Origin of the sequence: Pyramidobacter sp. C12-8 (genome assembly GCF_002007215.1) — a bacterium.
Taxonomy (GTDB): domain Bacteria; phylum Synergistota; class Synergistia; order Synergistales; family Dethiosulfovibrionaceae; genus Pyramidobacter.
Window position 1 is genome coordinate 25,074 of sequence record NZ_MUHX01000013.1, and the last position, 25,276, is coordinate 50,349.

Here is a 25,276-nt window from a genome sequence, read left to right on the forward strand (position 1 = left end):
TCAAGCCGGCAGGCGCTGCGGATTAGTCCTCGAAGTAGACGGTGCGGAAGTTGTAGGTGTCGTTCGCGCCGACTTCAAAGCCCTTGACATACTTCTGAGTGCCGACGCAGTTGTCGTCGCTGTGAAGATAAACCTGGGGGCACTGATCAAGGAGGATTTCCTGAGCTTCCTTGTAAACGGCGGCGCGCTCGGGACCGTCGAGGGTCTTGCGTCCCTTGTCCATGGCGGCGTCGAAAGCGGCGTTGCTGAAGAAGGTATAGTTGGAGCCGGCGTTCGTCTCAAGCAGACCGCTCATGGCGAAGTTGGGATCGGGAACGCTGGTGGACCAGCCGAGGATGAACATGTCATGGTTCTTTTCCTGCAGGCCGTTGAGATACGCGCCCCACTCGAGGACCTTGATCTCGGTCTTCATGCCGACTTCGGCCAGCATGCCCTGAATGATCTGGGCCATGTCCTGACGTTCTTTGCGCTCGTTCGTCCAGATCTGGTAGGTCTTGTTCAGATCGATGCCCGATTCGGCGAGCAGCTTCTTGGCAAGCTCCTGATCCTGCACGTGCTCGGGCTGATCGTTGGCGATGCTGTAAGGCAGAGCCGCGGGCACAATGGCGCGGGGCACGGAGCCGTTCTTGCCGAGCTTCTCATAGACGACCTTGTGCATGCCGATGCTGTCGATGGCGGCGTTGACGGCGCGGCGGACGACTACGTTATCGAAGGGAGCCTTGACGGTGTCGAAACCAAGGTAAGTGACGTTGACGGCGGGAACCTGCTGCAGAACCAGTTCGGGGTTATCCTTGACGCGGTTCAGGTCGTTGACGGCGATGGGGAAGGCGATATCGACGCCCTTGGTCTCGAGCTCGATGGTGCGGTTGTTGGCTTCGGGGATGGAACGGACTTCGAGATACTGGTACTTGGGAGCTTCGCCCCAGAAACCGTCGAAGCGCTCAAGCTCATACTTGTCGTTCTTCTGCCAGCTCAGGAATTTGAAGGGGCCGGTGCCGACGGGCGGCGCGGCCAAGGTGCCATAGTTGTCGCCAGCGGCTTCGACGGCCTTCTTGTTGAGGATCGAGGCCCAGCTGTGGGTCAGGGAATTGAAGAACGAGGAGTTGGGGGCTTTCAGTTCGATGACGAAGGAGTAGTCGTCGAGGACCTTGACATCCTTGACGTCCTGGGAATAGCTGCGGATCTTGGCGCCTTTGTCGGTGGTGGCGCGCATCAGCGTGAAAGCGACGTCCTCTGCCTTCAGCTCTTCGCCGTTGTGGAACTTGACGCCCTTGCGGAGCACGAACTTGATCTCGGTGGGCGAGACGAACTCCCAGCTCTCGGCGAGACCGGGCGTGACAACGTTCTGATTGTCGCGGAAAATCAGCGTGTCGTACAGCTCGAAGCAGCAGCGCGAACTGGGAACGTCGTTGTGGCCGATAGGATCCATGCTGGTGACGTCGTACTGATCGGCGACGATCAGACGATCCTTGGCCGCGAAAGCGGTGCTGGCCGCCACACCGAGAACGAGGGCCGCGAGAGCCAGAATGGTGCTTTTCTTCATGTAATGCCATCTCCTTCGATAGGATAAGAGCACTGAAAGCCAAACTGCCGTCCCGTCTCCCGCCAGCGCCCGCCGGGGACGGGATGGCGACATCGCGTCGCCGCCGCGCGGTCTGTCCCGCAGACCGCTTTGTTTCTCGATCCGCTTTCCGTCTTGTTCGTGTCCAAAGAAACGATCGCCGACGGTGCTCTTCCGAATGTTATTTATTGTTAGGAAAGCACGGCGAAAGACAGAAAGTTTTCATGTGAATAATTATGCCTTATTCGGGGCTCGTCGTCAAGAAGATATAATTTTTAACTTGTCAAAGACAAGAAGTCAAAATTGCGCGAATGTTTTCAAAGAGACTTCCGACGCTTTGAACCTGCTTCTTCGATGAACTCTTTCCCGCTTCTGAGGCGTCGGCCGTCCATATTTACGGGAATGTATCTGTTTGTCTTAACTAATCAATGGATTGTTCAATAACTTTGTCAAGAGTCCGCTTCGAAATCATGCCGGGCAATGACCGATCGTCAGTCGGAAAAGCAATCTCCCGTTTTTAAAGGCCGTCTCCGCGGATCGGAGCTGATCCTAATTCTTGTAACATGGTTTTCTGGGCGCTGCGGGGGAGTCCTGTGCGACAGGACTCCCCCGCAGCGCCCTTGCGTCCGGCTTTTTAATTAAGAAATAGTATGAAACGGTGAAGCCGTCGAGAGCCAGGGACGGCGCGTTCTCCAAGGGGATTTGACAGTCTGCCAACTTATAAATTAAAATGAGTTGTCACAATCTCTGAAAATTTTTCTCGAACGTATGGTCGAACAGAACTCGTCAGAAGAGGGGATTTCCATGAGGAAGGGGCAGGGGCAGTCCGTCTATTCCAAAATCGCCTTTGATCTCGCCGTCAAAATTGCCAGCGGCGAGCTCAGGGAAGGGACGAAGATCACCGGACGCTCGTTGATGGGGACGCAGTACAAGGCGTCTCCGGAAACGATCCGGCGCGCGCTCTGGCATCTGAACGACGTGGGGGCCATTTCGACGCAGGACAACGTCGGTTCGACGATTGTATCCCGAAGCCATGCCGTGGAATATGTCGAGCATCGCCAGCTCGACAACGATCTGCTCGCTCTCAGAGCGCGGCTTGACGCCATGATCGCGGCGCGGGACGAGCTTAATCGAGACATCGACGCCACCCTCGGGCAGATCCTTGAATTGAATCAGCGCTTTCGGGACAGCGACCGACTGCACATGTTCACGTTCAAGATCGGCGGAACTTTCCCCGCTCTGGGGGTCAGCATCCGCGATTTTCAGTTCCGGCAAAAAACCGGCGCCACGATCGTGGCGATCAGGCGGGATGATGAAACCATACTGTCGCCGGAGCCGTCGACGGAATTCAAGGTCAACGACGTGCTGATCGTCGCGTGCGGGGTGCAGCATATCGATAAAGTCCGCGAACTCATGGAGGACGGCGTTCCCAAGGCCCGCTGCAAAAGTTGAAGGGCGACGGGACGAAGCCATTTTTTCGGAGAGTGACGCGCTTCTTCGCGAACTCCTGGGGCGCTGGGGAGGGGCCGCTTTCGGGGCGGTCTGTCTCCCGCCGCCATCGGCGCTCCGGGGGATCCGAAACCCATGAAAAGGAGGACATCATGAAAAAGACGACAAGATCGCTGCTGCTCTTGGCAATGCTCCTGCCGTGTGTGTCGGCGGGGTGCGCCGCCGGCGGCACTGCGACGGGGAAAGAGAAAACCGCTCTCACATTCGCCGACGTGGGCTGGGATTCCATCAAACTGAACAACGCGCTGGCCGGATTGATCGCGGAAAAAGTTTTCGGGTACACGTGGCAGGAAACGCCGGGTTCCACGCCGATCTCCCATGAGGCCCTGCTGAAGGGAGAAATCGACATTCACATGGAGGAATGGACCAGCAACATTCGGTCTTACGCTCCGGACCTGCAGGCCGGCCGTTTCACCGAACTGGGCGTGAACTTCGACGATAACCGCCAGGGCTTTTACATTCCCAGGTACGTGGCCGACCGCTGTCCCGATCTGAAGAGCGTAAAAGATCTGGCCCGTTATGCCGAACTGTTCCCCGACCCGGAGGATGCCTCGAAGGGCATCATTTACGGCGGCATCGTCGGCTGGGAGATCACGGAGATCATGAACAAAAAAATAGCGGCCTACGGGCTGGACAAGAGTTACAACTATTTCGCCAGCGGCAGCGACGCGGTGCTCAGCGCGGCGATGGTCTCCGCCTGGGACAAGAAGGCACCGATCGTGGCCTATTACTGGGAACCCACGTGGCTGCTGGGAAAATACGATTTCGTCCTTCTCGAAGACGAGCCGTACGACGCCGAACGCTATCACGAGGGATACAGCGCCTGCCCTTCGGTCACGGTGACGGTGGCGGTGAGCAATGACTTTGCCGCGTCGAATCCGGAATTCTGCGCGTTTCTTGCCAAATTCAAGATGAGTTCCGCGATGATCAGCGAAGCTTTAGCCTATATGAACACCACCAATGCCGGCTACGAAGAGGCCGCGGAGTGGCTGTTGACGAAGTCGCATCCCGAACTGCTGGATCGATGGCTCTCGCCCGAACAGGCGGCAAAGGTGAGGGCGGCTCTGTGACAGCGCCGCTTTGTGCGTTCCGAAAGGGGGTAGAGCATGGATTGGCTGTTCACATTCCCGGAATTCTTCAAACTGAACACGACGGCGATCGACACGACGGTGCGTTCTTTCGCCGTGAACGCCGAAACCTTTCTTGACCTGATCAAAGGCGGCCTCAACAGCTTCGTGAGCCTCGTCCTGCTGTGCCTGAGGCACGTGCCGTGGCCGCTCTTCCTGCTGCTGGTCGCGCTCCTGGTCTGGCGCGCCCGCCGGAGTCTCCGCAGCGGCGTCCTGTACGCCGCGCTGGTCGCCGCCATCGGCTTCGCCGGACTGTGGCAGATGATGCTGGTGACGCTGTCCGTCGTGCTGGCCAGCGTGATGATCGCCCTTGTGATCGGCATTCCGATCGGGATCCTGATCTCCGGTTCCGATCTGGCGAATAAAATGCTCCGCCCCGTTTTGGACACCATGCAGACGATGCCGGTGTTCGTCTATCTGATCCCCGCGCTGCTGCTGTTCGGGACGGGCAACGCCTCGGGCGTGATCGCCACGGTCATTTACGCCGTCGTCCCGGTCATCCGCCTCACCAGTCTGGGGATCCGCCAGGTGGACAAAGAGGTGGTGGAAGCCGCCAGGGCCTTCGGCTCCACACGGTGGCAAACGCTGTTCAAGGTGCAGATCCCCCAGGCCAAACCGACGATCATGGCGGGCGTCAACCAGACTCTGATGATGGCCATGGCCATGGTGGTCACGACTTCGATGATCGGCGTGCGCGGGCTCGGCATGGAAGTCTTGAACGCCGTCAACCGGATCGAGATCGGGCGCGGGCTCGTGGCCGGAAGCTGCGTCGTCGTCCTGGCGATCGTGCTCGATCGGGTGACGCAGGGGATGAGCTCCGGAAAAGGTGCGGACAGTCCCAATGGAGACGGAGGACAGGCTCATGACAGCCCTTCGAAATGACGTGATCCTGAGGATGGAGCACGTGACCAAGCTCTATGGTCCGAACTGCGCGGAAGCGTCCAGGATGATGTCGGCGGGGGCCGACAAGGATACGGTTTACAAAAAAACGGGGTGCACCGTCGCTTTGTGGGATGTCGGCCTGGAGGTTTTCAGGGGAAGCATTTTCGTGATCATCGGCCTTTCGGGATCGGGAAAATCGACGGCGGTACGCTGTTTCAACAGACTGACGACGCCGACGAGCGGAAAGGTCCTCTTCGAGGGGCGCGATATTCAGTCGATGAGCCGCAGGGAGCTGCTGAACCTGCGCCGCGAAAAGATAGCGATGGTCTTTCAGTCGTTCGGGCTGATGAGCCACAGAGACGTCCTGGGAAACGTCACCTACGGCCTGGAGGTGAAAGGGCTCGGGCGCGAAGACCGTGAACGCCTCGCCAAAGCGAGCATTTCCATGGTGGGACTCGACGGCTGGGAACATCAGCCGTGCGAGCGGCTCTCCGGCGGGATGCGCCAGCGGGTCGGCATCGCCCGGGCGCTGGTCAGCGATCCCGAAGTGCTGCTGATGGACGAGCCGTTTTCCGCGCTGGATCCTCTGGTGCGCCGGGACATGCAGTTCGAACTGCTGCAGATCCAGCGGAAACTGAAAAAGACGATCGTCTTCATCACGCACGACATCGACGAAGCCTTCAAGATGGGGGACAGGGTCTGCATCATGAAGGACGGGAAAGTCGTTCAGATCGGCACGCCGGAACAGCTGAGCACGCAGCCTGCCGACGAGTACGTGCGGAACTTCGTCAACAGCGCGGACAAGACGAAAGTGGTGTCGGTGCGCAACATCATGATCACGCCGTCCAGCATCGTCCGCCTGGACAACAGCGTGGATTACGCCATCCATGAGATGCGGATGAACGGTTTGTCTTCCGTTTTCGTGATCGACCATGATCTGCGCCTGTCAGGGATCCTCTCGATCAGGGAGGCGATCGAGGCGCGCCGGCAGGGGCAGCCGATCGCTCAGGCGCTCTGCCGGAACGTGCAGACCGCGACGCCCGATACGCTGATCGCAGACGCCATCTCCCTCGCGGCGGAAGCGCCGTTCCCCATCGCCGTTGTCGACGAGGAGGGGGTTTTGCTCGGCATCGTCACCAAGGCCAGCATCCTTTCCTCTCTGATGTGAGCCGCTTTCCGGCGAAAACCCGGAGGCGCGGGCTGCGGACGGAGCCCTGCGGAGTCGCTCTGCGGAGAACGGGCGCGCTGCGGTCTTTCGGTATTCGCGAGTCCGTTGAACGAGAAAAGGCTGCTTCCCTCCATGCTTTTGCGCGGAGAGAAGCAGCCTTTTTTGTTCAAAGCGGCGTTGGCAGAGGCCGCGGGAGTGCGGCGGTCAATCGAGCGGGAGCAGATCGGGGAGCTGTCGGCCGGGATTGTCGTCCAGCGTGTAAACGGAGAAGGAGATCGCTTTCTGCCGTCCCAGCGAGTCGGTCACGGAAAGGCGGTGACGCCCCGGCGTCATCGGCCACAGGCAGGGCCGGTCCGCCGTGCCGCGGCCGGCGTATTTGCCGTCGACGAACCAGAAGAACTCGCCGGTGCCTTCGGCGCGGAAGACCAGTTTGGCGTCTTCCTCGTGCATCAGGTAAGCGGCGTCGGCCAGCGGCGAGGCGACCGTCAGCTCGGTCCGCTTTTCGCGCGCGCTTTCCATGTAGACGGACAGCTCCTGCGGCCAGACGACCACCACTTTGCCCTGTTCGAGCTGGTGCATGGGGCAGACTCCGGACGGCGAGACGCCGGGAATGAAATATTCCCTAACGGTGCGCGGGCAAAGGTCAGTGGGCGGCAGTCCCGAAAGCGAGCAGACTTCGCGCTGCGCCACGCCGGCCGGCGGCGCGCCGAATCCTCCCGGCGGCAGGGCGCGGAACGCTTTCAGCACGGCTGGCGCGGCCGCGCCGAGGCCGACGAGTTCGGGATGCGGTTCGCCGCGCGGGTCCCCCAGCCACACGACCAGCGACCAGCGGTCGTTCCAGCCGGCCGTCCAGGCGTCGCGCAGGCCGTAGGAGGTACCGGTCTTGAAGGCGATCTGCCCGCGCGACGGATCGACGGATCGCAGCAGCGTCGGCATCCGCGCCGGATCGGCGAGGACGTTGGTGGTGATCCAGGCGCTTTCGGCGGAATAGACGTCGCGTTCCGAAAGCGGCTCTTTTTCGACGAAGCGGCTCTCGATCAGCCGTCCGCGGCGCGCCAGCGCGGTGACGGCGCGGGCGAGCTGGAGCGGCGACACTTCGCAGCCGCCCAGCACGAGCGAGTCGCCGTAGTGCGCGGCGCTCTGCGTCAGCGCCGCGAAGCCGAGATTGCGCAGTTTCTGCAGCAGGCGTTCGCCGCCTTCCGCGCGCAGGATGCGCACGGCGGGGACGTTGAGCGAATCGACCAGCGCGTTGGCGGCGCTGACGGGGCCGCGATAGATGCGGTCGAAGTTGCGCGGCGCGCGTCCCGAAAGCGTCAGCGGCGTGTCGGCCATCAGCGAGGCGGGTGTGAGCGCGCCGTCCTCGAAGGCCATGGCGTAGGCGAACGGTTTCAGCGCCGAGCCGGGCGAACGCAAAGACGAGGCGCAGTCCACCCAGCCGGCGGGAGCGCCCTTCATGCCCCAGCGGGCGTTGGGCACATAGGCGCGCACGGCGCCGGTGGCGTTCTCGATCAGCACGCCGGCCGCCGTGACGGCGTCGTCCTGCGAGGCCAGCGCGTCGAGCAGCGCGGCGCGGAGGACTTTCTGCGCGTTGCGGTCGAGCGTGGACGTGATGTCCTTTTCTTCCGTCAGGCTGATGACCTTCTGGCAGGAGACCCACTCGTCGGCCGGCGGCGGCGAGATCGTTTCCGGCAGCGGTTCGGCCATGGCGGAGCGCGCCTGCCGGTCGGTGATCCTGCCGCGCTCGCGCAGCAGCGAAATGGCCCAGTTGCGCCGCTGCCGCGCCGCTTGGGGATGCAGGTCGGGACGGTAGGCGGTCGGTCCCTTGATCATGACGGCCAGCAGCGACGCCTGCGCGATGGTCAGGTCGCGGGCCGAGCGACGGAACCAGGCCAGCGAGGCGGCTTCGACGCCGCGCAGATTGCTGCCCAGCGGGACCACGTTCAGGTAGATCTGGAGGATCTCGTCTTTCGATTTGATCTTTTCCAGTTGAGTTGCCTGGGCGAACTCGCGCAGCTTGGTTTTCAGATTGCGTTCGGCCGGCCAGCAGAGGCGGATCACCTGGCTGGTGATCGTCGAGGCGCCGGAGCGCACCTTCCCGGCCAGCAGATTGTCTTTGGCGGCGCGCAAAACTCCCCGCCAGTCCACGCCGCCGTGCGACCAGAAACGACGGTCCTCCACTTCCACGGCGACGAGCGGCATCCAGCGCCCCATCTCAGAAAGAAGGACGGGGAGACAAAACTCCCCGTCCTCCGACATGGTCACGCTGAGCATCGTCCCCTTGCGGTCGCGGACGACCGTGGAGCGGGGCCAGGACGAGAGGCGCGCCTCGATCGGCTCGAGCCGGCCGAGCCGGTTCCAATAACGCCAACTGGCTGCGGCGGCGAGAAACGCGCAGAGAAGCGCCGCCCCTCCCATCCAAAGCGTGAGCTTATGAAATTTCATCTGTAATGAACGGTTACTGGATCGTCACCGTACCGGCCTTGCCGAGGTAACCGATGCCCTTGTTGCCCAGCGCCTCGACGGAGATCGGCGGTACGGAGAACGTGCCGCGGTAGACGGCGCGGAGCGGCAGTTTCCATTCGAAGTTCTTGCCCTGCCCGTCGATGTGGAGCAGCAGACGGTCGAAGCGCAAGTCGGAGCGGACGGAGTAGCCTTCGCCGGCGGTCATTTCGCCGGCGCTGACCGCTTCGAATCCGGCGGGCAGCAGCGCGCTCAGCCGCAGCGCCGCGGGACGCGAGGTGGAAGTGACCTTGATCTTCATGGCCGCTTCCTGGCCGAAAGCGATGGAGGACAGATCGAGGTTTTCGCCCGTCTTGGCGTCGACGAAGCTGCGCTCCACTCGCAGGCCGCGGCTGTAGCTGCGCGGCTCCTTGTCGGGCACGCCGCTGGCGGTCCAGGAGTACCAGATCGAACCGGCGCCGCTGGCTTCGAGCTTCATGGTCCCGCCCTTGCCGCCGCGCCAGATCGCGGGCTTGCCGTCAAAGACCGCCGCCTCGTTGCCGTCGGCGTCGAACAGTTTGGCCGTGACGGGGCCGGGGACGACGTGAGTCGAGAACACGCCGAGCGCCATGATCATGCTGCCGGCGTCGCGGGCGCTGCGGCGTCCGCTGCCCTTGGCCAGTTCCGCGGCGATGCGGGCCGCGAGATCGCGGCTGGGCGCTCCGCCGGGTTCGATGGCGTCAAGCGCCAGCATCCTGAATCCGGCTTCGGGCAGCGACAGCTTGGCGTCGGCCGAAGAGGATTCCGAACCGGCCAGCGCCTGGGCTTTTTCCTGATCGCCGGCGAGGGCGTAGCTGGCGGCCAGCAGCGCGCGGCCGGAGCCGCTCAGGTCGCCGATGCGCTCTTCGAGCCAGTTCATCCAGCCCAGCGGCGCTTCGCCGCCCAGCGCCAGCACGTAGGCGCCATAGGCGCGGGCGTTCATGGCTTCGCGGACGTTCTTTTCCGGCAGCGGCTCGGCCATGTAACGGCGCAGCCACTGAGCGCCGGCGTTCAGGCCGGAAGGTTCGATGACGCCGGCGGCTTTGACGGCCGTCAGCAGGTGCAGGGCGGCCACCGAGCCCCAGGCGTCGGTACCGTCGCCGCGCCAGGCGCTCCACGAGCCGTCGTAGAGCTGATAGCTCGCCAGACCGGCGAGGACGGTGTTCATGGCGATGCGGTTCTCGATCGGGTTGACCAGATCCTGATCTTCGTCGCTGAGCAGGCTGGGCATGTTCAGCGTGATCCAGCCGCGCGAGACGAGACGGTCAAGGCCGAAGCCCCACGTATCGACCGTCTCGAGCAGCGAGACCGCGTCGACCACGGGCGCGCCGGAGATGGTCAGCGTCAGGCTGCCCGTACCGGGGTACCAGTCGTCGGGCAGGACGATGTCGGTCGAACCTTCGCCGGCGCTGCCGCCGCCGACCACGGAAGTCAGCGGCCAGCCGGGACGGATGGCAAGCCCGGTTTCGGACGCATAATCGCGGCCGTCCAGCGAGACGGAAGCTTTCAGGGCGCCGTGTTCGCTGGCGCTGCGAGCCGTCAGCGTGGGGATCAGCGACGTCAGTTCGAGACGCTTGTTGGCCGTCAGCGCGATCGTATCCTTCCACTCGCTTTGGCCGTTGAAGTTCAAGTCGAGCCCTTCCGCGGGAGTCACGACGGCGGAGGCGCTGCCGCCCTGTTCGGCGGTGACGTTCAGCGCCGCCTGGAGCTGGTCGCCGGGCGCGGTGAAGCGGGGCAGCGTCAGGTCGATGACCACGGGGCGGGCGATCTTCGACTCGCTTTCGGCGCGTCCCAGAGCCACGCCGTCGACAGCGATCGCTTCGACGCGAAGCGCGCCGGCGAACTCGGGCACCTGCGTGGTGATCTCCGCCGTGCCGTCCTTCAGCTCGACGGCGGGCAGCCAGATCGACAGCGGCTTGTAATCGGAAGCGCGGACCGGCGACATCATGTCGGCGTTGGCCATCAGCTTGGCTCTGCTCATTTCGGCGTCGTCGCCGCCGGCGGGATGGAGCAGCGCCGTGCCGCGGGCCTCGATGGGCAGCAGCGAGTCGTAAATGTCGCACATCTTGCCGTCCATGCCGCGGCGGCGCGTGAAGTACTTCCATGGATCGGCGTTGTCGCTGCCGCTCAAAAGCAGGATGCCGCGATCGACGAGGGCGACGGCCACGGTCCCCTTGGCGGGCTGTCCCTTGGCGTCGGCGACGCGGATCTTGGCGCTGAACACGCCGGGCTCCGCCTTGTCGGGCGCCTCGACGGAGACGTTCAGACGGCGGTCGCTGAGGTCGAGCTTCAGCGGCAGGGCGCCCAGCGCGCGATACGGCGGCTTGGTGTCGGCGCTTTCGGGGCGGACGACCTGGATCGTGAGCCAGCCGTTGGGGAGCAGTTCTTCGGTGACGGGCACGTCGACGGTCGTTTCCTTGTCGGCCATGTCGAAGGACTTGACCATCACGGGGCGGTCGCTGCCGAGGGCGAGGATGGCGCGTCCGGCGAAGGGCGACTTGACGGTGATCCGCGCCGTGGCGCCGGGCAGATAGCTTTCCTTGTCGGCTTTCAGCTCGACGCGGTCGGGCATGACGGCGCCCATGGAAGCGGAGCCGGTCCAGTTTTCCCACACCCAGAGGCGCAGCGAGGCGCGTCCATCGGCGTGAGTGAAGGTCAGGCGGTATTCGCCCTCGTCCTTGGGCGTGAAGGCGTATTTGCCCTTGCCGTTCAGCGTGACCTTGTCCGTGACGGGCTCGGAGAACTCTTCCTGCCAGGTCATGCGGCTGCCGTTGTCGTCGCTGACCATCACGTAGCGGCTGGTGACCTTGCTGATCTCGACGGCCACTTCGCCCAGGTTTACGGGCTTGTCGTCCGGATCGACGGCGACGAGGCCGATCTCGGCGGAGCTGTTGGGACGGACTTCGGCCTTCGGGGCCATCACGCCGATCAGCGCCTTGGTGGGATAGATCGGCGCCGAAACCGTGCTGCCGGTCCAGCGGCCGTTGGCTTCCATGACGTTGAGACGCAGATGGGCGCGGATGATCGAAGGAGCGTTCAGATCGGCCTCGGGCGTCCAGACGGCCTGAGCGGCGCCGTTCTCGTCAAGCTCTCCGCTGGCGATCTGGCCGGAAGAGCGCCCGGCGTCCTTGCCCATTTCGGAGCCGAAGACGTAGCTGGGATTCGCCTTGGAGACGTAGGCTTCGGGAACGGTGGTGTAATCGAGTTCCCAGTTCAGGCCGGCGCCGCTGCCGCCGAAGAGGTAGCGGGCGCTGAGTTCGAGCGTGGCTTCCTGCCCGGGATAAAACGCCTTGGGGGCCTGAAGCTTCGTTTCGATCTGAGGCGGACGGAACTCCTCGATCTGCACGGCGCGCTCGGCGACGACGGTCTTCGTGCCGGGAACGGTCAGCCGCAGCGAATAGGAACCGCTGTCGACCGTAGCGGGGATCGGTACGGAGACGACGCCCGTGCCGTCGGCGCCGAGCTTGATGACGCCGGAAGCCAGGTCGATGCCGCGGGCGGTCAGCGCCCAATTCAGCGGGAATTCGCCGGGCAGTTCGAGCACGGTGCTGCGCACGATCGCCTTGGCTTCGAGCGTTTCGCCCGGCTGCCAGAGCGCGCGCGGCAGGATCCACATGCCGTCGTAGGCGTCGTTCCACGGCGCGCCGGAGATGTCGACGTCGCGGCCGGAAAGCTGATTGACGCCGAGCTTGACGAAGGAGAGACGTCCTTCCTTTTCAACGGTGGCCACGGAAGGCTGAAGGTCTTCCTGCCAACCTTCGGCGACGCCGAAGGAAACCAGGCCGTCGGCATCCGTCGTTCCGTTCAGGAGCAGCTGATTTTTGCTGGAGTAAACTTTCACTTCGGCTCCGGACAGCGGCTTGCTGTCCGAGATCGAATTGGCCCAGATCTGCAGGCCGCGCTTGTACATGCGCGCCGACAGCGCCGTGTCGGTGATGGTGAGGAGCATTCTGGCGCTGTCCCACGTGGAGGGATCTCCGTTTTTGGCCTCGATCAGGTAGACGCCTTCGCCTTCGCAGCCGAGGCCGGCCAGATCGAGGGCGCGGCGCGCGGTCTCGTTGACCATGCCGCCGACGGCGTATTTCTTGGAACCGAGCGGTTTTGCCCAGCTGATGAAGCTGCCCTCGTCGTCAAGATCGAGCGCGGCGATCGGCACGTTGTTGTTGTAGAGCCGCCACGCCGAAACTTCGAGCGTTTCGATGTTGGCGCTCTCCACGGCGACGCACGGGGCCTCCGCGGGCGTGAGGAACATTCCGGCGGCGGGGAAGCGCACGAAAGAGGGCATGTCGGGGAAGATGAACGCTTTGACGAAATCTTCTTTCATCGGTTGGGCGTCCTGCCCGGTCAGTCCCTTGCGGATCGTCAGTGTGACGCGGCTGCGGGGCGCGAAATCGCCCTCGATGTTGAAGCCGTCGTAACTGCCGGTCAGTGTGAAGGGAACGGCGGGAGACAGTTCGATGAATCCTTTGGCCTTGGCCAGATCGACGCTGTTGTTCAGACCGACGCGGATACGCCCGCGGCCGGATTCGTTCATGTAGGCGTTGGAATCGGTCACCAGCGTTTCGGTGGAGACGTTCAGCGTCGCTTCGAGCCCGCCTGCCTGCGGCAGGTCGCCCTTGTCGGGCAGCAGCCCGCCCTCGACGAGGACTTTGACGCTCTTGCCGTAGACGGAGCTGGTGCGGACGACGATCTCTTTGGCGGGCGTCGCGCCCTGGATGTTGTAGCTCACGGAGTTGCCGGCGGCGTTGAAGATCTTCAGGAAGCCGCGCAGGCGCACGGGCGAGACTTCGGCGCTGAAGTCGAGGCGCAGCGTCAGCTCGCGGTTGGGCGACGTGCCGATGATGGTCACGCGGTCGAAGCTGAGCGCCGGGCGGTGGAACGTGAAGCTCTGACGTCCCGCGACCAGCGATCCGCCGGCGGTGCGGAGCCCGCCGGGGCCGAAATCGGCGTCATAGCGCGTGGCCGGCTGCAGATTGGCGGACGGCGTGAAGACCAGCTGATTCGTCTTCACCCACTTGGCCGTACCGGCCAGAGCCGGACGGAATTTGAGCGGCACCGCGCCGCCCGTGAGGGGCTTGTTCAGCTGGTTGCTTTTCACCACGTCGCCGCTGAAAGTAACGGTGAACTTCGGGCGGTTGGCCGTCACTTCGCCCTCGGGGGAGAAGCTTTTGACGGTCACATCGTTGGCCGCCCATGCCGCGCCGGCGAGAATCAAGCCGCACAGCAGGGCGCCGAAAAATTTGCGCATGGAAAGACCTCCTTGCGAGAAAGATTTTATGATGCGGAAAACGAGCTTACGGAAGCCGCGTTAACACCAGAAACGTTCCCCGTGGAACAGCTTCGGCCGGCGCGCGAATTCCGCCGGCAGGCTCGCGGTTGACCGCGCCGGGACGCGGAAGGACGACCGCACGGCCGGCGGCGTGGCCGGCGCCGACTTTTTGTTGATGAAGTACCAGGCGCCGCCGATAAGCGCCGCCGCCAGGAGCACGGCGATGGTGACGCGGAGCGCCGAGATCGGCGACTTGCCGCCGACCCGTCCGGTCTGGCCGTTGACCATGAAGTTGTAGACCTTGCCGTTGTAGCGGAACGACGACAGCCACACCGGCAGCAGCAGATACTTGAACTTGAGGTCGTCGTAGCTGGTCTGTACGTTGACGTTGGCGACCGTGTCGGCGCGGCATTCGTAGCGGATCTTCTGCTTGACCTGGCGTTCGAGATGGTCGTGGATCTCTTCGCGTCCCTGTTCCCAGCCGTCGTTGAGGCCGACGGAGTAGCGTTCGGCGGCGTAGCCGGCCAGGTATCGGGGGTTATAAGCGACGTTGGCCTCGGTGTCGAAGGGCAGGATCTCGTTCAGGATCGAGGCGTCGTGGCGCGCCGTGGCGAGCACGGGATGATCGTTGACGAATTCGCTGTAATCGCCGGAAGTGTAGTACCAGTCGGTGACCGTGCGGGTTTTGCCGTCGGCCTCCCTGACCGTGCGGTAGATGCCGTAGCGCCCGTCGTACTCGGACTCGGTCTGCGTGTCGAAGGTCCAGTAAGGCAGATAGACGCCGTGGAAGGCGTCGGGACGCGCCTTCTGCTTGGCCAGCGACGGGCAGAACAGTTTGCCGGCGATCCAGCGCTTGAAGTTCGCGCCGGCGGTCTTCTTGTCGATCTTGAACGGGCAGACGCCGCCGGGGGCCATGGTGTCGTCGTCCTGCACTTCCATGACCTGGTTGGAACCGCAGTAAGGGCATTCGTTGGCGACTTCGAGCGCGTCGTAGATCGTTTCCGCGCCGCAGGACTCGCAGAGAACCCTTTTCTTGGCGGCTCCCCAGTCGTGACTGGCGCGGTCTTCGGCGTCTTCGAAGTCGATCTCGCGGGCGGCCTCGCCGGCCGCGATCTCTTCGGCGTATTCGCAGTAGGGACATTTCATGCCGCCCGTGGCGGGGTCGAACTCCATGACGCCGCCGCACTGCGGGCATTTCTTGTCGGTCTCGTCCTTGGTTCGGACCCGTACAGGTTCCTGCTCATCCTGAAAGGCCGGTTTTTCTTCCATGGAATTTTCTCCTTTCGTCAAGCGCGATGCGGAAACTCTATGGGAAATCCCTTATTTGTTGATGTTGTCGTTCTCGTCGAAGGGATCGCCGCACTCGGGGCAGAACTTGGGCGGATGATGGGGATCCTTGGGCTCCCAGCCGCACTTGTCGCATCGGTAGAGCGGTTCGCCGGCGGGCTTTCTGGCGCCGCATTCGGGGCAGAACTTACCCTTGTTGACGTGGCCGCAGGTCGGGCAGGTCCAGCCTTCGGCCGAAGCCGGCGCGGGCTGAGGGGCGCCGCACTCCGAGCAGAACTTGCCGCGATTGCCGTCGTGTCCGCACGCGCCGCACTTCCAGCCGGCGAGAACGGGAGCCGGCGCCGGCTTCGCGGCCTGCGGGGCGGAGGCGGCGTGCTGCTGCTGCGCGCCCATAGCGAACAGATTGGCTGCGTTCATGCCGCCGGCCTGAGAGGCCATGTTCATGCCCGCGAAGGCGAACATCGGCCCCGTCGCCGTGTTGGAGGCGGCGGCGCGCATGGCGTCGGCCTGCGCCTGGCCGAGATGGGCGGCCATCATGTTGGGATTGCGGAGCACGGCGCTGCGCTGCATTTCCTTGATCATCTTCTCGTCCTCTTCGGACGCCTTGACGGAGTTCACGCCGAAAGCCACGATCTCGATGCCGCGCAGGGCGCCCCACTGTTCGGAAAGGATGTCGTTCAGCGCCTTGGCCATTTCCATGGTATGGGCGGGCAGGGAGCTGTAACGGATGCCCTGTTCGGAAAGGCGGGCGAAGGCGGGCTGCAGCGCCGTCAGCAGCTCGGTCTTGAGCTGGCTGTCGATCTGGTCGCGCGTGTAGACCTCGTTCACGTTGCCGCAGACGTTGGTGTAGAACAGCATCGGGTTGGTGATGCGGTAGGAATATTCGCCGTTGCAGCGGATGGCGATGTCGATGTCGAGGCCGATGTTGCTGTCGACGACGCGGAACGGAACGGGGTTGGCCGTGCCGTAGCGGTTGCCCATGATCTCCTTGGTGTTGAAGTAGTAGACGCGCTGCTCCTTGGGCGCTTCGCCGCCGAAGGAAATGCGCTTGCCGATGGTCTTGAAGCTTTCCTTGAGGCCGTGCCCGAGCCCGCCGTAGAAGATGCTCGGCTCGCTGGACGTGTCGTAGACGAACTCGCCCGGTTCGGCGCAGAGCTCGACGACTTTTCCCTGGTCGACGACGATCATGCACTGGCCGTCGGCCACGGAGATGATCGAGCCGTTGCTGATGATGTTGTCGCCGCCTTTGTTGTTGCCGCGCTTGCCCTTGCGTTTGTAGCCGCGTTCGACGAGCACGTCGCGTTCCATCGCGTCGCAGTAAAAGTACTCGCGCCACTGGTCGGAAAGCACGTCTCCCATGGCGCCGCCGATCGCTTTGAAAAGTCCCATTTTCAGCACCCCTCTCAGATTTCTTTCTCAAGTTTCCCCGAGAAATTATTCTTTATTAACATCATCGTAAGATTAACATAAAAAGCCGTTTCATGCACGGGGTTTTTGTCGGTTTTCGAGGCTTTCCCGCTTTTGAAAAATGAAAAACGCGCGCGGAAAAAAGGCAGCCTGATCGACGTTCTTGCCGCTATCATAAGCGCGCCGCCGCGAAAAGGCATCACCCGAAGGGGTGAAAACCGCGCCGCGTTCGTCCGCGGCGGCGCGGAAAGATTTTTTCGTCCCGCGCGGAACGAAAAAAAACGCCCCGCGAAACGTTTCGGCCTCGCGGGGCGGAAAGAACATTCCTTACTGGAGCGCGAACGGCAGTTTTTTGTAGATCACGACGACGCCGCCGGAAAAGCCGCGCGTCAGCTTTCCGTTTTCGAACTTGAGTTCGGCCTGGGCGAGCAAACTCTTGAGACTGAACGTGTAAACGCCGCTTTCGTTTGTCCACGCGCCGCAGTCGCGCCCGTCCGCGAAGACCGTGCCGTCGGAGCGGATCCAGATGGGACGGGCGTTGGCGCGGTAGTTGTCGCTGGCGATGCTCTTGGGCATTTCTTCGCCGTTTTTCGTCACGCCTGCGGGCTCCCAGCGGCCGATGAGCGGTTCGCTCTCGGCCGCCGCCGCTTCGGCCGCCAGCAGTTCGCTCATGAAAACGGACTTGAAGCGGCGCTCTTCGCCCTGGCGCGCGTAGATCACGCGCGCGCCGTCGGCGGCGAGGTTCTCGATGTGCGCGCCGCGCAGGACGAACTGATAGTTCTCGAACGTCATGACGAAGCGGTTGTTTTCGAGCTTCCACGAGCCGAACTTCTTGCCGTCGAAGAGCGTGCCGTCGGTGCGCACGGAAAGCGGCTGCAGCGGCGCGCGGGCCAGCCGGGCGGCGCGCTCGAGTTCGTCCCCCATGGCGTCTTTGCCGCCGGCGATCAGTTCCACCGGCGTCCACTCTCCGACGGCGGCGGCCAGCAGCTCGGGGTCGCTGGGGAACTCGCTGGGCAGCTTGCGGAAGACGAAGTGATAGCCGTCGGCGTCGCGGAAGTTGACGAGGCCGTTGTTCTCGACCCAGAGGCGGCCGCTGAAGTCGCCGAGCGTGTAGTCGCCCTTGCCGTCGGGCTTCCACGTCTCGTCGCGCGGCTCGAATCGGTAGGCGCCGTCCGTGCCGAAGGTGACGGTGCGCAGGCGGCCGGCGGCGGCTTCTTCCATCTCGGCGCCGGTCAGCGTGCGTCCGTTCACGCGCAGCTCGGTGGGGACCCATGTGCCGGCCAGTTTGCCGACGGCGATCAGGCGCGTCACCGCGGCGGCGTCTTTCTGCTCCTGCGCCTGGCGGCGGATGGCGGCGAAGCGCGCGTGGTATCGTTTGGCGGGGCTGTCGGCAAAGGCAATGCTGTGCAGGATGGCCATGATCTCCACGTCGGGAAGGATGCCCTTGCGCAGCAGTTCGCCGGTTTGTTCGGGCTTCAGCGCCGTCTGCGCGTCGGGGCCGAGCAGCGGGCGCTCCAGAATGGAAATGTTCATGGCGTCGCGGAATTCGTTGCCGACCGGTTCTTCCCTGCGGGGCCAGTCGGCCCACAGGATCATGTCGTACTGCGTGCCGGGGACGCGCTTGTCCTGATATTTCGACGGCGTTACGTAGAACGTGAAGGGAATGTCGTCGATCAGCGCGGACTGCAGCGTCGCGCCCGCTTTTTCCGCGGCGGCGGCGGCGACCTTCTGCTGAAACTCTTCGGGCGAGTGGGAGTAGAGGATCTCCTGCGAGAAGCGCAGCGTCTTGGTGGTGATCCTGCCGGTCGGGGCCTTGAAGTCGAGCCAGCGGTCGGTGTCGAACGTGCCTTTCTTCCAGCCCTGCGGCAGCAGGAGCGTGGCGATCTTGCCCCGATATTCGCCGCCCGACTGGATCACTTCGGCCACGGTGACGGCGCTCCTCGCCGCGGCCGAACCTGCGGCGAGGAGCAGCGCCAGAACGAGGGCGCGCGGGATTTTCATTTTTTGTGCCTCCCCTTTAATATTTCATCGTGTGCCAGCCTTGCGAGCCGCCGTAGGCGACATCGAGGTGCACGACGGAGTCGTTCCAGATGCGGCGCAGCTCGGTCAGGCTTTTGCGCAGGCGGCGCGTGTAGACGGGACCGCCGCCGCTGGAAATGGAATCGCCGGTGTCGAAGGCGGTGGCGGCGACGTTCTTCCACGCGCGCAGGCTGCCGCCGATGGTGTCGCCGTCGTTCAGGGATTCGATGGTCGTCAGCGCTCCGTCGAGCAGATCGAACGCGTTGAGCAGGATCTTTTCGTCGGCGTCGACGATGGGCTGGATCTCGGCGTAACCGGGCAGTTTCAGCACGGCTTCTTTCGCCTGGCTGAACGAGGCGTGGGCTTTCTCCCATTCTTTCTTGAGCGCTTCGAACATGCTTTTCTGCTCGTTCAGTTTCGAGTCGCTGCAGGCGACGATCTGCGAGTCGAGGACGCGCATCTCGTTCTCGAAGTAGGGCTGGGCGCGCAGGACTTTCAGCGCGTATTCGTTCAGGCCGGCGTAGTTGAAGACGTCGACGAAATCGACGTTCCAGGGATAAGGGCCGCTCGCTTTCACGCCCTTCAGATCGACGTTGTTCTTCAGCTTTTGGGCGGCTTCGACGAACTTGCGGTAGGCGGCGTCGTAGCCGTTCATGAGCTTTCTGTAAGCCGGCCCCATCTCTTCGAACCATTGGAAGGAAGTGTTCAGTTTCTTGGCGCGGATGACGGCCCGGTTGCCGGCGAGGATGTTGAGCATGCGCCCTAACGTGGTCCGGCAGAGGGAGGTATCGTTGTAGCGCTGGAAAGCGGCAGCTATCTCCCGGCAGCGCTGGATCTCCGCCGGCGTGCCGGTGAAATTCAGCGCTATCGAGAGCGTCGTCGGCGAATACATGAGGCTCACGTACTGTCTCAGATCGGCGTCGCGGTCGGGATCCCGAAAAGCGTCGCCCTTGACGAGCGCGGCGCGGGCGCTGAGTTCCTGCGCGATACAGCCTTTGCAGAAGGCAAGGTCGTTGGGCCTCTGCGCCTCGGACGGTTCCTGCGCGGCGGCGGGCAGCGCGGCGCTCAGGCAGAAGATCAGGACGGCGGTCAGTCTTTTTGCGGAAGGAAACATTTTTCTTCAGCTCCTCTCGGGGGTTAAAAGCGCGGCTGGTAGTCGTAAACGTACCAGCGCCCGCCGCCTTCGCGGCGCAGGCGGTGCGGATGCGGCGAACCGACGGCTTTGCCGTTTGCGTCCCAGGCGCGGGTCTCGACGACGGCTTCTTCGATCTTCGTGCCGCCGACTTTGTTCAGGGTTTCTTTCTGACCGGCGTCGAGGAAGAAGTTCTCCAGGTCGTTTTTGTCGTCGAAGCCTTTCAGCACGCTGATCTTCGCCTGGCCGAAGGTGACGTGCACGTACTCGCCGTGGAAACGCCCCTGATGCAGGTCCCAGTGGTAGGAAAGCAGTCCCTTGCCGGTGTCTTCCTTGTAGCAGTCGGGGTAGATGCACTCGCGGTAAAGGTCGTAGTTCTTTTCCTTGATGGCGGCGACGTAGATCTCCATCAGCCGTTCGGGCGAGACGTCCGCTGGAACGGACGTGACGCTGTACCAGCTCTTTTTCCTCTCCGCGACGATGTCTTCGCCGGCGAACGCGCCGCCCGCCTCGCCGTCCGGCGTGTGATAGGCCATGACGTGCCCCGGGACGTACAGCGCCACGGGCGTGACCACCCAGCCGTACTGGAAGCCGCCGACTTTTTTCTCGCCGGCTTCGGGGATCTCGGCGGTGATGTCGGTGATCTTGCCGAGCACGGTCCAGCTCTTCGCCTCTTCGAGTTCGGTGTCCACCTGGCGGCGGAAGCGTTTGGCGGCCTCGTAAGGCCCAAGCCAGGCGCGGCTGCCGATGTCGACGAAGTAATAGCCGGCGGACGGCTTGCCGGCGAAAACGTACTCGCCCGTCGCGCCGTAGAACTGGTGCTGCGGGTACTGCACGTCGTCGAGCACGACGTATTTGCCTTCCAGGTCGCTGACGGCGGTCTGTTTGGAGTCGGGCGCGGGGAAAGGCTTGTCGATCAGCGTGTCCCGATATTCGGCGAGCTTCTCGTCCCACGCCTTTTTGCCCAGCGCGGCGATCTCGCGGCGCAGATTCTCCTCCGTGCGTAGGTAGGCGGTCATCTCGGGGGTGATCTGGATGTAGTCCCCCTTGCTCTTCATCAGCGCGCTCTTGGTGCGCTGGAACAGCTCTTCGACCTTGGGATCGTCGGGGTACTGGAGCTTGAGCGCCTGCACGCGGCTGAGCGCGTCCTGCTTGCCGCGCCAGACCGTCTTTTCGCCGCCGCGCTGGCGTTCCACCTCTTTCTCGAACTCGCGCACGTAGTATTCGGCGTGTCCGATCAGATGCTCCTTGCTGATCGCGCTTGCGGGCGCGGCGTTCAGCGCTCCGGCGCAGACGGCGGCGGTGAAGAGCAGCAGCGATTTCCTTTTCATGCGCAGTGAAGCCTCCTTAAATAGAATAAATGGATTGAACGATGCCGGTTTGCGATCTTCATAACTTATCGAAAAAATATGTTAGCACGAACGGATTGAAAAATCACCCTGCATAAATTTTTGAATCCTGATAAAATAACGCCGATGGAAGCAATCGAAATTTTTCGTCCGCGTTGTGCCGTGAAATGCAAAAAGCGTCGAAGCGCGCAACGCGGCGGAAAAAATCTCGAACGCCGGGCGGAGGCGAAGGATATGGTCCGAATCATGATCGTCGAGGATCAGACGATGGTGCGCGACGCGCTGAAAAACAGCCTGGACGGCGTCGAGGATTTCAACGTCATCGCCGCCATCGCCGACGCGGCGCTGGCGGAACTGTACTGCGAGAGGACGTCTCCCGATCTGGTGCTGATGGACGTGTGCACCGAGAACGATTCCAGCGGGCTGGACGCGGCGGCGGCGATCAAAAAACGCTTCCCGCAGGTGCGCGTGGTGATGATGACGGGGCTGCCGGAGGTGACGTTCGTCGAACGGGCCCGCGAGGCGGGGGCCGACAGCTTCGTCTACAAGGATCTGGACGTGAACGGCCTGGCCGGCGTGATCCGCGACACCTGCGCGGGCAAAAGCGTCTATCCGGGACGACGCGAGGAAGTTCTCAACTTCGGCGAACTGACGCGGCGCGAGCGCGAGGTGCTGGTGCTGATCTGCGACGGGCTGTCGCGCCGGGAGATCGCCGAGCGGCTGAACATCACGGTCAACTCGGTGAAGACGCACTTTTCGAACATCCTCTCGAAAACGGGCTACGAGAGCGTCGCCAAGCTGGCGATCTTCGCCGTCTCCAACGGTTTCATCAACACGAAAATATAGGACGGAAGCTCCGGAACGGCCGGAGCTTCTTTTTTTATGCCTCGCGCTCTTCCGGCGGCAGTTTTACGGTCACGGTGAAGCGCGGCGAAGTCGCGATCTCCAGCGTGCCCCCCGCTTCGGCGGCGAGGCGGCGCATGCCGGCCAGCCCCTGGTTTTCTTTGAGCGGCCGGTCGCCGTCAAAGGGCGCGCCGTCGTTGGCGACGCGCATCGCCAGCCCCGCGCCGGTGCGCTCGATCCGCGCCTCGACGCGGGACGCGCCCGCGTGTTTGACAGCGTTGGTCGACGCTTCGCGCAGGATCTTGATCAGTACCGCGGCCTGCCGCTCGTCGCGGGGAAGCCGGCCTTCCACGCTCAGTTCGACGCCGATGAAGCCGAACGACCGCTGCAGGTCGGCCAGCAGCCGCGCGGCGGGCGCCGTGACGTCGGCGCGCAGGTCGTCGATCAGGCCGGAGAGGAGCGGCAGGAAGCGCTCGAGGTCGTGGAAATTTTCGCCGCCGCGCTGCAGGTACTGCTGCATCAGGTAGATGCGGTGTCCCGCCATGTCGTGGATGCGGCTCTGCAGACGCGCCAGCTCCTGCTCGCGTTTGACGGCGGCAAGCGCTGCTCCGGCTTCGCGCAGCTCTTCGGCGCGCGCGGCCAGTTCTTCGTGAAGCTTTTGCAGCTCGCGCGTGAGCCGGTCGGTCTCGGTCACGCAGGCGGCGAAGATCGCGCTGAACGCGCGTCCCTCCACGTCGAGCAGGCGGCGCGAAAATTCCCACGACTGGCCGTCGGCGCGGAACAGCAGCGCATCCGCGAGCGCGATCCGCTCGACGCCCTCGCGGAGCGCGCCGCCGTTCAGCGCCTGCCAGAACGCCTCGCCGTCGCGCAGCGGCCGGGCCGTGAGCGTTTCGGCCAGAAGCAGCATCTGCCGGTTGGCGAGCACGGGGCGGCCCGTGGGATCGCTGAACAGAACGCCGTCCGGCAGCCGGTCGAGCGCTTCCTTGATGGAGTGGCGCGCGACGGAACGGCGGCGTTCGCGCCGCGCGCGGGCGTCGCACCAGGCGGCCCGCAGCGCGAAGAACGGCAGCCCGAGGACGAACAGCGGCGCGAAAAAGCGCGCGCGGTCGAAGCAGGGCAGCGCGGCGAACGCGAAAAACGCGCCCGGCAAAAACATCGACCGGCGCGAGACGACGCCGAAAACGACAAGCGGGACGGCGCTCAGCCACCGCCACGGCGTCAGCGGGAAAACGGCCTCTGTCCCCGCGTAGCCGCGGCAGTGGACGGAGAGAAGCAGCGCAAAAGCGCCCAACAAATACAAACCGGTCAAGAATTCTCCGAAGCGCTCGGCGCGCAGGCCGGGGCGTTTCCGCTGCAAGGCCAGCTCCAGCGACAGAAAAACTTCGAACAGCAGCGCCAGAGCGGTCAGCCCCATCAGGGCGATACGGAAAAAGGCGTCGAACGCCAGCAGCTCGTTCATGGGCGCGCCTCCTTTCCGTCGGCGAGAAGCGGCAAGCGGCAGGTCGCGTACAGGCTGCCCTCGTCGCGTTCGAGACGATACGCGCCGCCCAGACGGCGCAGCGTTTCCCGCAGCGGCGGCGGTAAAAGCGCCGCTTCGTCGGGCGGCTGCGCGCTTTCGATCACGAGACGCAGTTCCAATTCGTCGCCGGCGCGCCGCAGCCGCATCAGCAGCGACGCGGGCGCGGCCGTCAGGCAGCATTCCAGCGCTTCCTCGAACAGATCGTAGACGAACATGCCTGTCCGCGCCGGCACGGCGCCGCTTTCGGCGCAGAACGGGGCGCAGTCCACGCCGGCCGGCGCGGCGCAGCGGGCCGATTCCATGGCGGCCTGCATGATCTCGGCCAGCGGCAGCCGGTTCGACTGTTTGCTTTTCAGGAACAGATGACTCTTGCGCTTTACGGCGCAGATCAGCACGCCCAGACGGGCGAGGGCGCGGCGGACCGTTTCGCGATCTCCCGCGGCGGGGCGTTCGGGAATGGCCGCGAGAAGCCGGCGCGCCGCTTCGATCTTGTCCTGCATGCGTCGTTCGACTTCGGCGCAGAGGCGGTTCTGCCAGCGCAGTTCCAGCAGGCGGCCGCGGATCTGATTGCGCTGCGCCAGCAGGCGGTTGCCGCGTTCGCGTTCGCGCGTCAGTTCGCGCAGTTTTTCCTGAAGCGCCAGGAGTTCGCTCACGTCCTCCTCCCACAGGACCGAGCCGCCGCGCAGCGGCCACAAACGGCGCTGCGTCCCCGGCGGCGCGTCCGCCCCCGGACGGGGCGGGGCGAGGCGGGTGCGGTAGACGGGCGTTCCCCGTTCGTCCTCGATCCACATCCGCGCCGGGGCGAGTGCGAACAGTTCCTCGTAGCGGCTGTTGCAGGGAAGCGCGCCGCTGCACAGGCAGCTTTCCCAGAAGAGGAAGACCGCGACGGCCGTGGCGAAAATAAAGCCGCCGCCCGGCAGCCAGGCGGGCCGTTTGACGAAATACAGCCAGACGTAGAGCGCGAAAGCGACGAGGATCGCGATCGGCGCGGCGGCGCGGCGGGCGCGGGCCGGCGAGGCGGCGTTTTTGATCAGCCCGGCGGCGAAGCACAGCGTCGAGAGCGCGATCCAGCCGACGAGGATTTTTTTCGCCCCCGCGGCCAGCGGCAGGACCGCCGCCAGCCACAGCGCCAGCGAAACCGTCAGATGGAGCGTCAGCGCCCGGTCCAGCGGCGGCGCGTCGAGCGGCTGCGAGGAAACGCGCAGGATCAGCAGATCGAGCCACGGCAGCAGCGCGAAGATCAGCCAGCTGACAACGTCCATGCCGCGCAGCGCCGCCGTCTGCATGAGGCGGTATGCCTGCCACCGGTCGCGGGCCATGGGCAGATTGAACGCCGCCAAAAACTGCAGCGCCCGCAGCGCGATCCAGAAAAACAGCAGCAGCGCCGTTCCCTGCATGCCGCGGCGCAGCGCCGGATGAACGACGCGGCGCTGCAGCGACCAGCTCCATCCGCACAGGACCGCGAGAAAAAGCAGATGCCCCAGCCCCTGCCCGACGCCGCCTTCCAGTGCCGTCATGGTCGTCTCACCTCCGTGCGGCGAAATTTCTTTTTCTGGAGCTTATCCTATCATGACGCGGCGGAAAAGCATCACCCGAAGAGGTGAAGTTTTGAATTTTTTCAAAGGCAGGCGGCGCGAAATAAATACGGTCAATCATCATGCAGGATAAAATGTTCCATGTAGAACGTTTTTCGCGAGCCCTTGCGGCGTCTTGTGGGGATTTGCAT

The 25,276-nt window shown here is 63.8% G+C and carries 16 protein-coding genes; 5 read left to right on the forward strand and 11 right to left on the reverse strand.

The annotated features are described in order from the left end of the window. Positions 1–22: 22 nt before the first annotated feature. Positions 23–1,543, reverse strand: a complete 1,521-nt coding sequence (locus B0D78_RS06560) for an ABC transporter substrate-binding protein (protein WP_158606202.1) — start codon at positions 1,541–1,543, stop codon at positions 23–25. Between the two features lie 822 nt (positions 1,544–2,365). Here B0D78_RS06560 and B0D78_RS06565 point away from each other — a divergent pair. The 4 genes from B0D78_RS06565 (at position 2,366) to B0D78_RS06580 (ending at position 6,247) form a co-directional block, all read left to right on the forward strand. Beyond that, positions 2,366–3,013, forward strand: a complete 648-nt coding sequence (locus B0D78_RS06565) for a TrkA C-terminal domain-containing protein (RefSeq protein ID WP_168170035.1) — start codon at positions 2,366–2,368, stop codon at positions 3,011–3,013. Positions 3,014–3,162: 149 nt separating this feature from the next. After that, on the forward strand, positions 3,163–4,140 hold the full coding sequence (locus B0D78_RS06570; RefSeq protein ID WP_078016184.1) for an ABC transporter substrate-binding protein: 978 nt from the start codon (positions 3,163–3,165) through the stop codon (positions 4,138–4,140). Between the two features lie 36 nt (positions 4,141–4,176). Beyond that, positions 4,177–5,079 carry an ABC transporter permease gene (locus B0D78_RS06575; RefSeq protein ID WP_078016185.1) on the forward strand — a complete coding sequence of 301 codons (903 nt, stop codon included), beginning with the start codon at positions 4,177–4,179 and terminating at the stop codon, positions 5,077–5,079. Then, positions 5,060–6,247: a quaternary amine ABC transporter ATP-binding protein gene (locus B0D78_RS06580; protein ID WP_078016186.1), complete on the forward strand. Its 1,188-nt coding sequence runs from the start codon at positions 5,060–5,062 to the stop codon at positions 6,245–6,247. The genes B0D78_RS06575 and B0D78_RS06580 overlap by 20 nt, the downstream gene beginning before the upstream one ends. A gap of 204 nt (positions 6,248–6,451) precedes the next feature. Here the strand turns inward: B0D78_RS06580 and pbpC are convergent, their stop codons facing one another. The 7 genes from pbpC to B0D78_RS06620 all read right to left on the reverse strand — a co-directional run bounded on the left by pbpC (position 6,452) and on the right by B0D78_RS06620 (position 21,170). After that, the gene (pbpC, locus tag B0D78_RS06585) at positions 6,452–8,689 is read right to left on the reverse strand and encodes a penicillin-binding protein 1C (protein ID WP_078016187.1); all 2,238 of its coding nucleotides are present in this window, start codon (positions 8,687–8,689) and stop codon (positions 6,452–6,454) included. Between the two features lie 13 nt (positions 8,690–8,702). Further along, complete coding sequence (locus tag B0D78_RS06590; protein ID WP_078016188.1) at positions 8,703–13,973, reverse strand: Ig-like domain-containing alpha-2-macroglobulin family protein; 5,271 nt, start codon at positions 13,971–13,973, stop codon at positions 8,703–8,705. Positions 13,974–14,033: 60 nt separating this feature from the next. Then, positions 14,034–15,263 (reverse strand): hypothetical protein, encoded by a 1,230-nt coding sequence (locus B0D78_RS06595; RefSeq protein WP_078016189.1) that lies wholly within the window; start codon positions 15,261–15,263, stop codon positions 14,034–14,036. A 51-nt stretch (positions 15,264–15,314) separates the two neighbouring features. Next, positions 15,315–16,670 (reverse strand): SPFH domain-containing protein, encoded by a 1,356-nt coding sequence (locus B0D78_RS06600; protein WP_078016190.1) that lies wholly within the window; start codon positions 16,668–16,670, stop codon positions 15,315–15,317. Positions 16,671–17,015: 345 nt separating this feature from the next. Beyond that, entirely contained in the window at positions 17,016–18,689 is a 1,674-nt protein-coding gene (locus B0D78_RS06610) for a hypothetical protein (protein ID WP_078016192.1), read from the reverse strand. A gap of 16 nt (positions 18,690–18,705) precedes the next feature. After that, the gene (locus B0D78_RS06615; RefSeq protein ID WP_078016193.1) at positions 18,706–19,821 is read right to left on the reverse strand and encodes a hypothetical protein; all 1,116 of its coding nucleotides are present in this window, start codon (positions 19,819–19,821) and stop codon (positions 18,706–18,708) included. A gap of 23 nt (positions 19,822–19,844) precedes the next feature. Next, positions 19,845–21,170: a hypothetical protein gene (locus B0D78_RS06620; RefSeq protein WP_240496131.1), complete on the reverse strand. Its 1,326-nt coding sequence runs from the start codon at positions 21,168–21,170 to the stop codon at positions 19,845–19,847. Positions 21,171–21,422: 252 nt separating this feature from the next. On the opposite strand from B0D78_RS06620, the gene B0D78_RS06625 reads away from it, so the two are divergent. After that, positions 21,423–22,034 carry a response regulator transcription factor gene (locus tag B0D78_RS06625; protein WP_168170036.1) on the forward strand — a complete coding sequence of 204 codons (612 nt, stop codon included), beginning with the start codon at positions 21,423–21,425 and terminating at the stop codon, positions 22,032–22,034. Positions 22,035–22,068: 34 nt separating this feature from the next. Here the strand turns inward: B0D78_RS06625 and B0D78_RS06630 are convergent, their stop codons facing one another. From B0D78_RS06630 to B0D78_RS13485, 3 genes are read right to left on the reverse strand one after another with little or no spacing between them, the layout of a single operon-like run. Further along, positions 22,069–23,490 (reverse strand): sensor histidine kinase, encoded by a 1,422-nt coding sequence (locus B0D78_RS06630; RefSeq protein WP_078016196.1) that lies wholly within the window; start codon positions 23,488–23,490, stop codon positions 22,069–22,071. Next, on the reverse strand, positions 23,487–25,067 hold the full coding sequence (locus B0D78_RS06635; protein ID WP_078016197.1) for a hypothetical protein: 1,581 nt from the start codon (positions 25,065–25,067) through the stop codon (positions 23,487–23,489). Before B0D78_RS06635 ends, B0D78_RS06630 begins: the two co-directional genes overlap by 4 nt. Positions 25,068–25,074: 7 nt before the next feature. Further along, complete coding sequence (locus tag B0D78_RS13485) at positions 25,075–25,209, reverse strand: hypothetical protein (RefSeq protein ID WP_256385761.1); 135 nt, start codon at positions 25,207–25,209, stop codon at positions 25,075–25,077. Positions 25,210–25,276 lie beyond the last annotated feature (67 nt).

Bases quoted from the DNA above. Each gene is read 5' to 3' on its own strand.
- B0D78_RS06610 (WP_078016192.1), bottom strand. From the start codon at position 18,689: ATGAAAATCCCGCGCGCCCTCGTTCTGGCGCTGCTCCTCGCCGCAGGT.
- B0D78_RS06560 (WP_158606202.1), bottom strand. From the start codon at position 1,543: ATGAAGAAAAGCACCATTCTGGCTCTCGCGGCCCTCGTTCTCGGTGTG.
- B0D78_RS06595 (WP_078016189.1), bottom strand. From the start codon at position 15,263: ATGGAAGAAAAACCGGCCTTTCAGGATGAGCAGGAACCTGTACGGGTC.
- B0D78_RS06635 (WP_078016197.1), bottom strand. From the start codon at position 25,067: ATGACGGCACTGGAAGGCGGCGTCGGGCAGGGGCTGGGGCATCTGCTT.
- B0D78_RS06570 (WP_078016184.1), top strand. From the start codon at position 3,163: ATGAAAAAGACGACAAGATCGCTGCTGCTCTTGGCAATGCTCCTGCCG.
- B0D78_RS06565 (WP_168170035.1), top strand. From the start codon at position 2,366: ATGAGGAAGGGGCAGGGGCAGTCCGTCTATTCCAAAATCGCCTTTGAT.
- B0D78_RS06580 (WP_078016186.1), top strand. From the start codon at position 5,060: ATGACAGCCCTTCGAAATGACGTGATCCTGAGGATGGAGCACGTGACC.
- B0D78_RS06615 (WP_078016193.1), bottom strand. From the start codon at position 19,821: ATGTTTCCTTCCGCAAAAAGACTGACCGCCGTCCTGATCTTCTGCCTG.
- pbpC (WP_078016187.1), bottom strand. From the start codon at position 8,689: ATGAAATTTCATAAGCTCACGCTTTGGATGGGAGGGGCGGCGCTTCTC.
- B0D78_RS13485 (WP_256385761.1), bottom strand. From the start codon at position 25,209: ATGATGATTGACCGTATTTATTTCGCGCCGCCTGCCTTTGAAAAAATT.
- B0D78_RS06575 (WP_078016185.1), top strand. From the start codon at position 4,177: ATGGATTGGCTGTTCACATTCCCGGAATTCTTCAAACTGAACACGACG.
- B0D78_RS06625 (WP_168170036.1), top strand. From the start codon at position 21,423: ATGGTCCGAATCATGATCGTCGAGGATCAGACGATGGTGCGCGACGCG.
- B0D78_RS06590 (WP_078016188.1), bottom strand. From the start codon at position 13,973: ATGCGCAAATTTTTCGGCGCCCTGCTGTGCGGCTTGATTCTCGCCGGC.
- B0D78_RS06630 (WP_078016196.1), bottom strand. From the start codon at position 23,490: ATGAACGAGCTGCTGGCGTTCGACGCCTTTTTCCGTATCGCCCTGATG.
- B0D78_RS06600 (WP_078016190.1), bottom strand. From the start codon at position 16,670: ATGGGACTTTTCAAAGCGATCGGCGGCGCCATGGGAGACGTGCTTTCC.
- B0D78_RS06620 (WP_240496131.1), bottom strand. From the start codon at position 21,170: ATGAAAAGGAAATCGCTGCTGCTCTTCACCGCCGCCGTCTGCGCCGGA.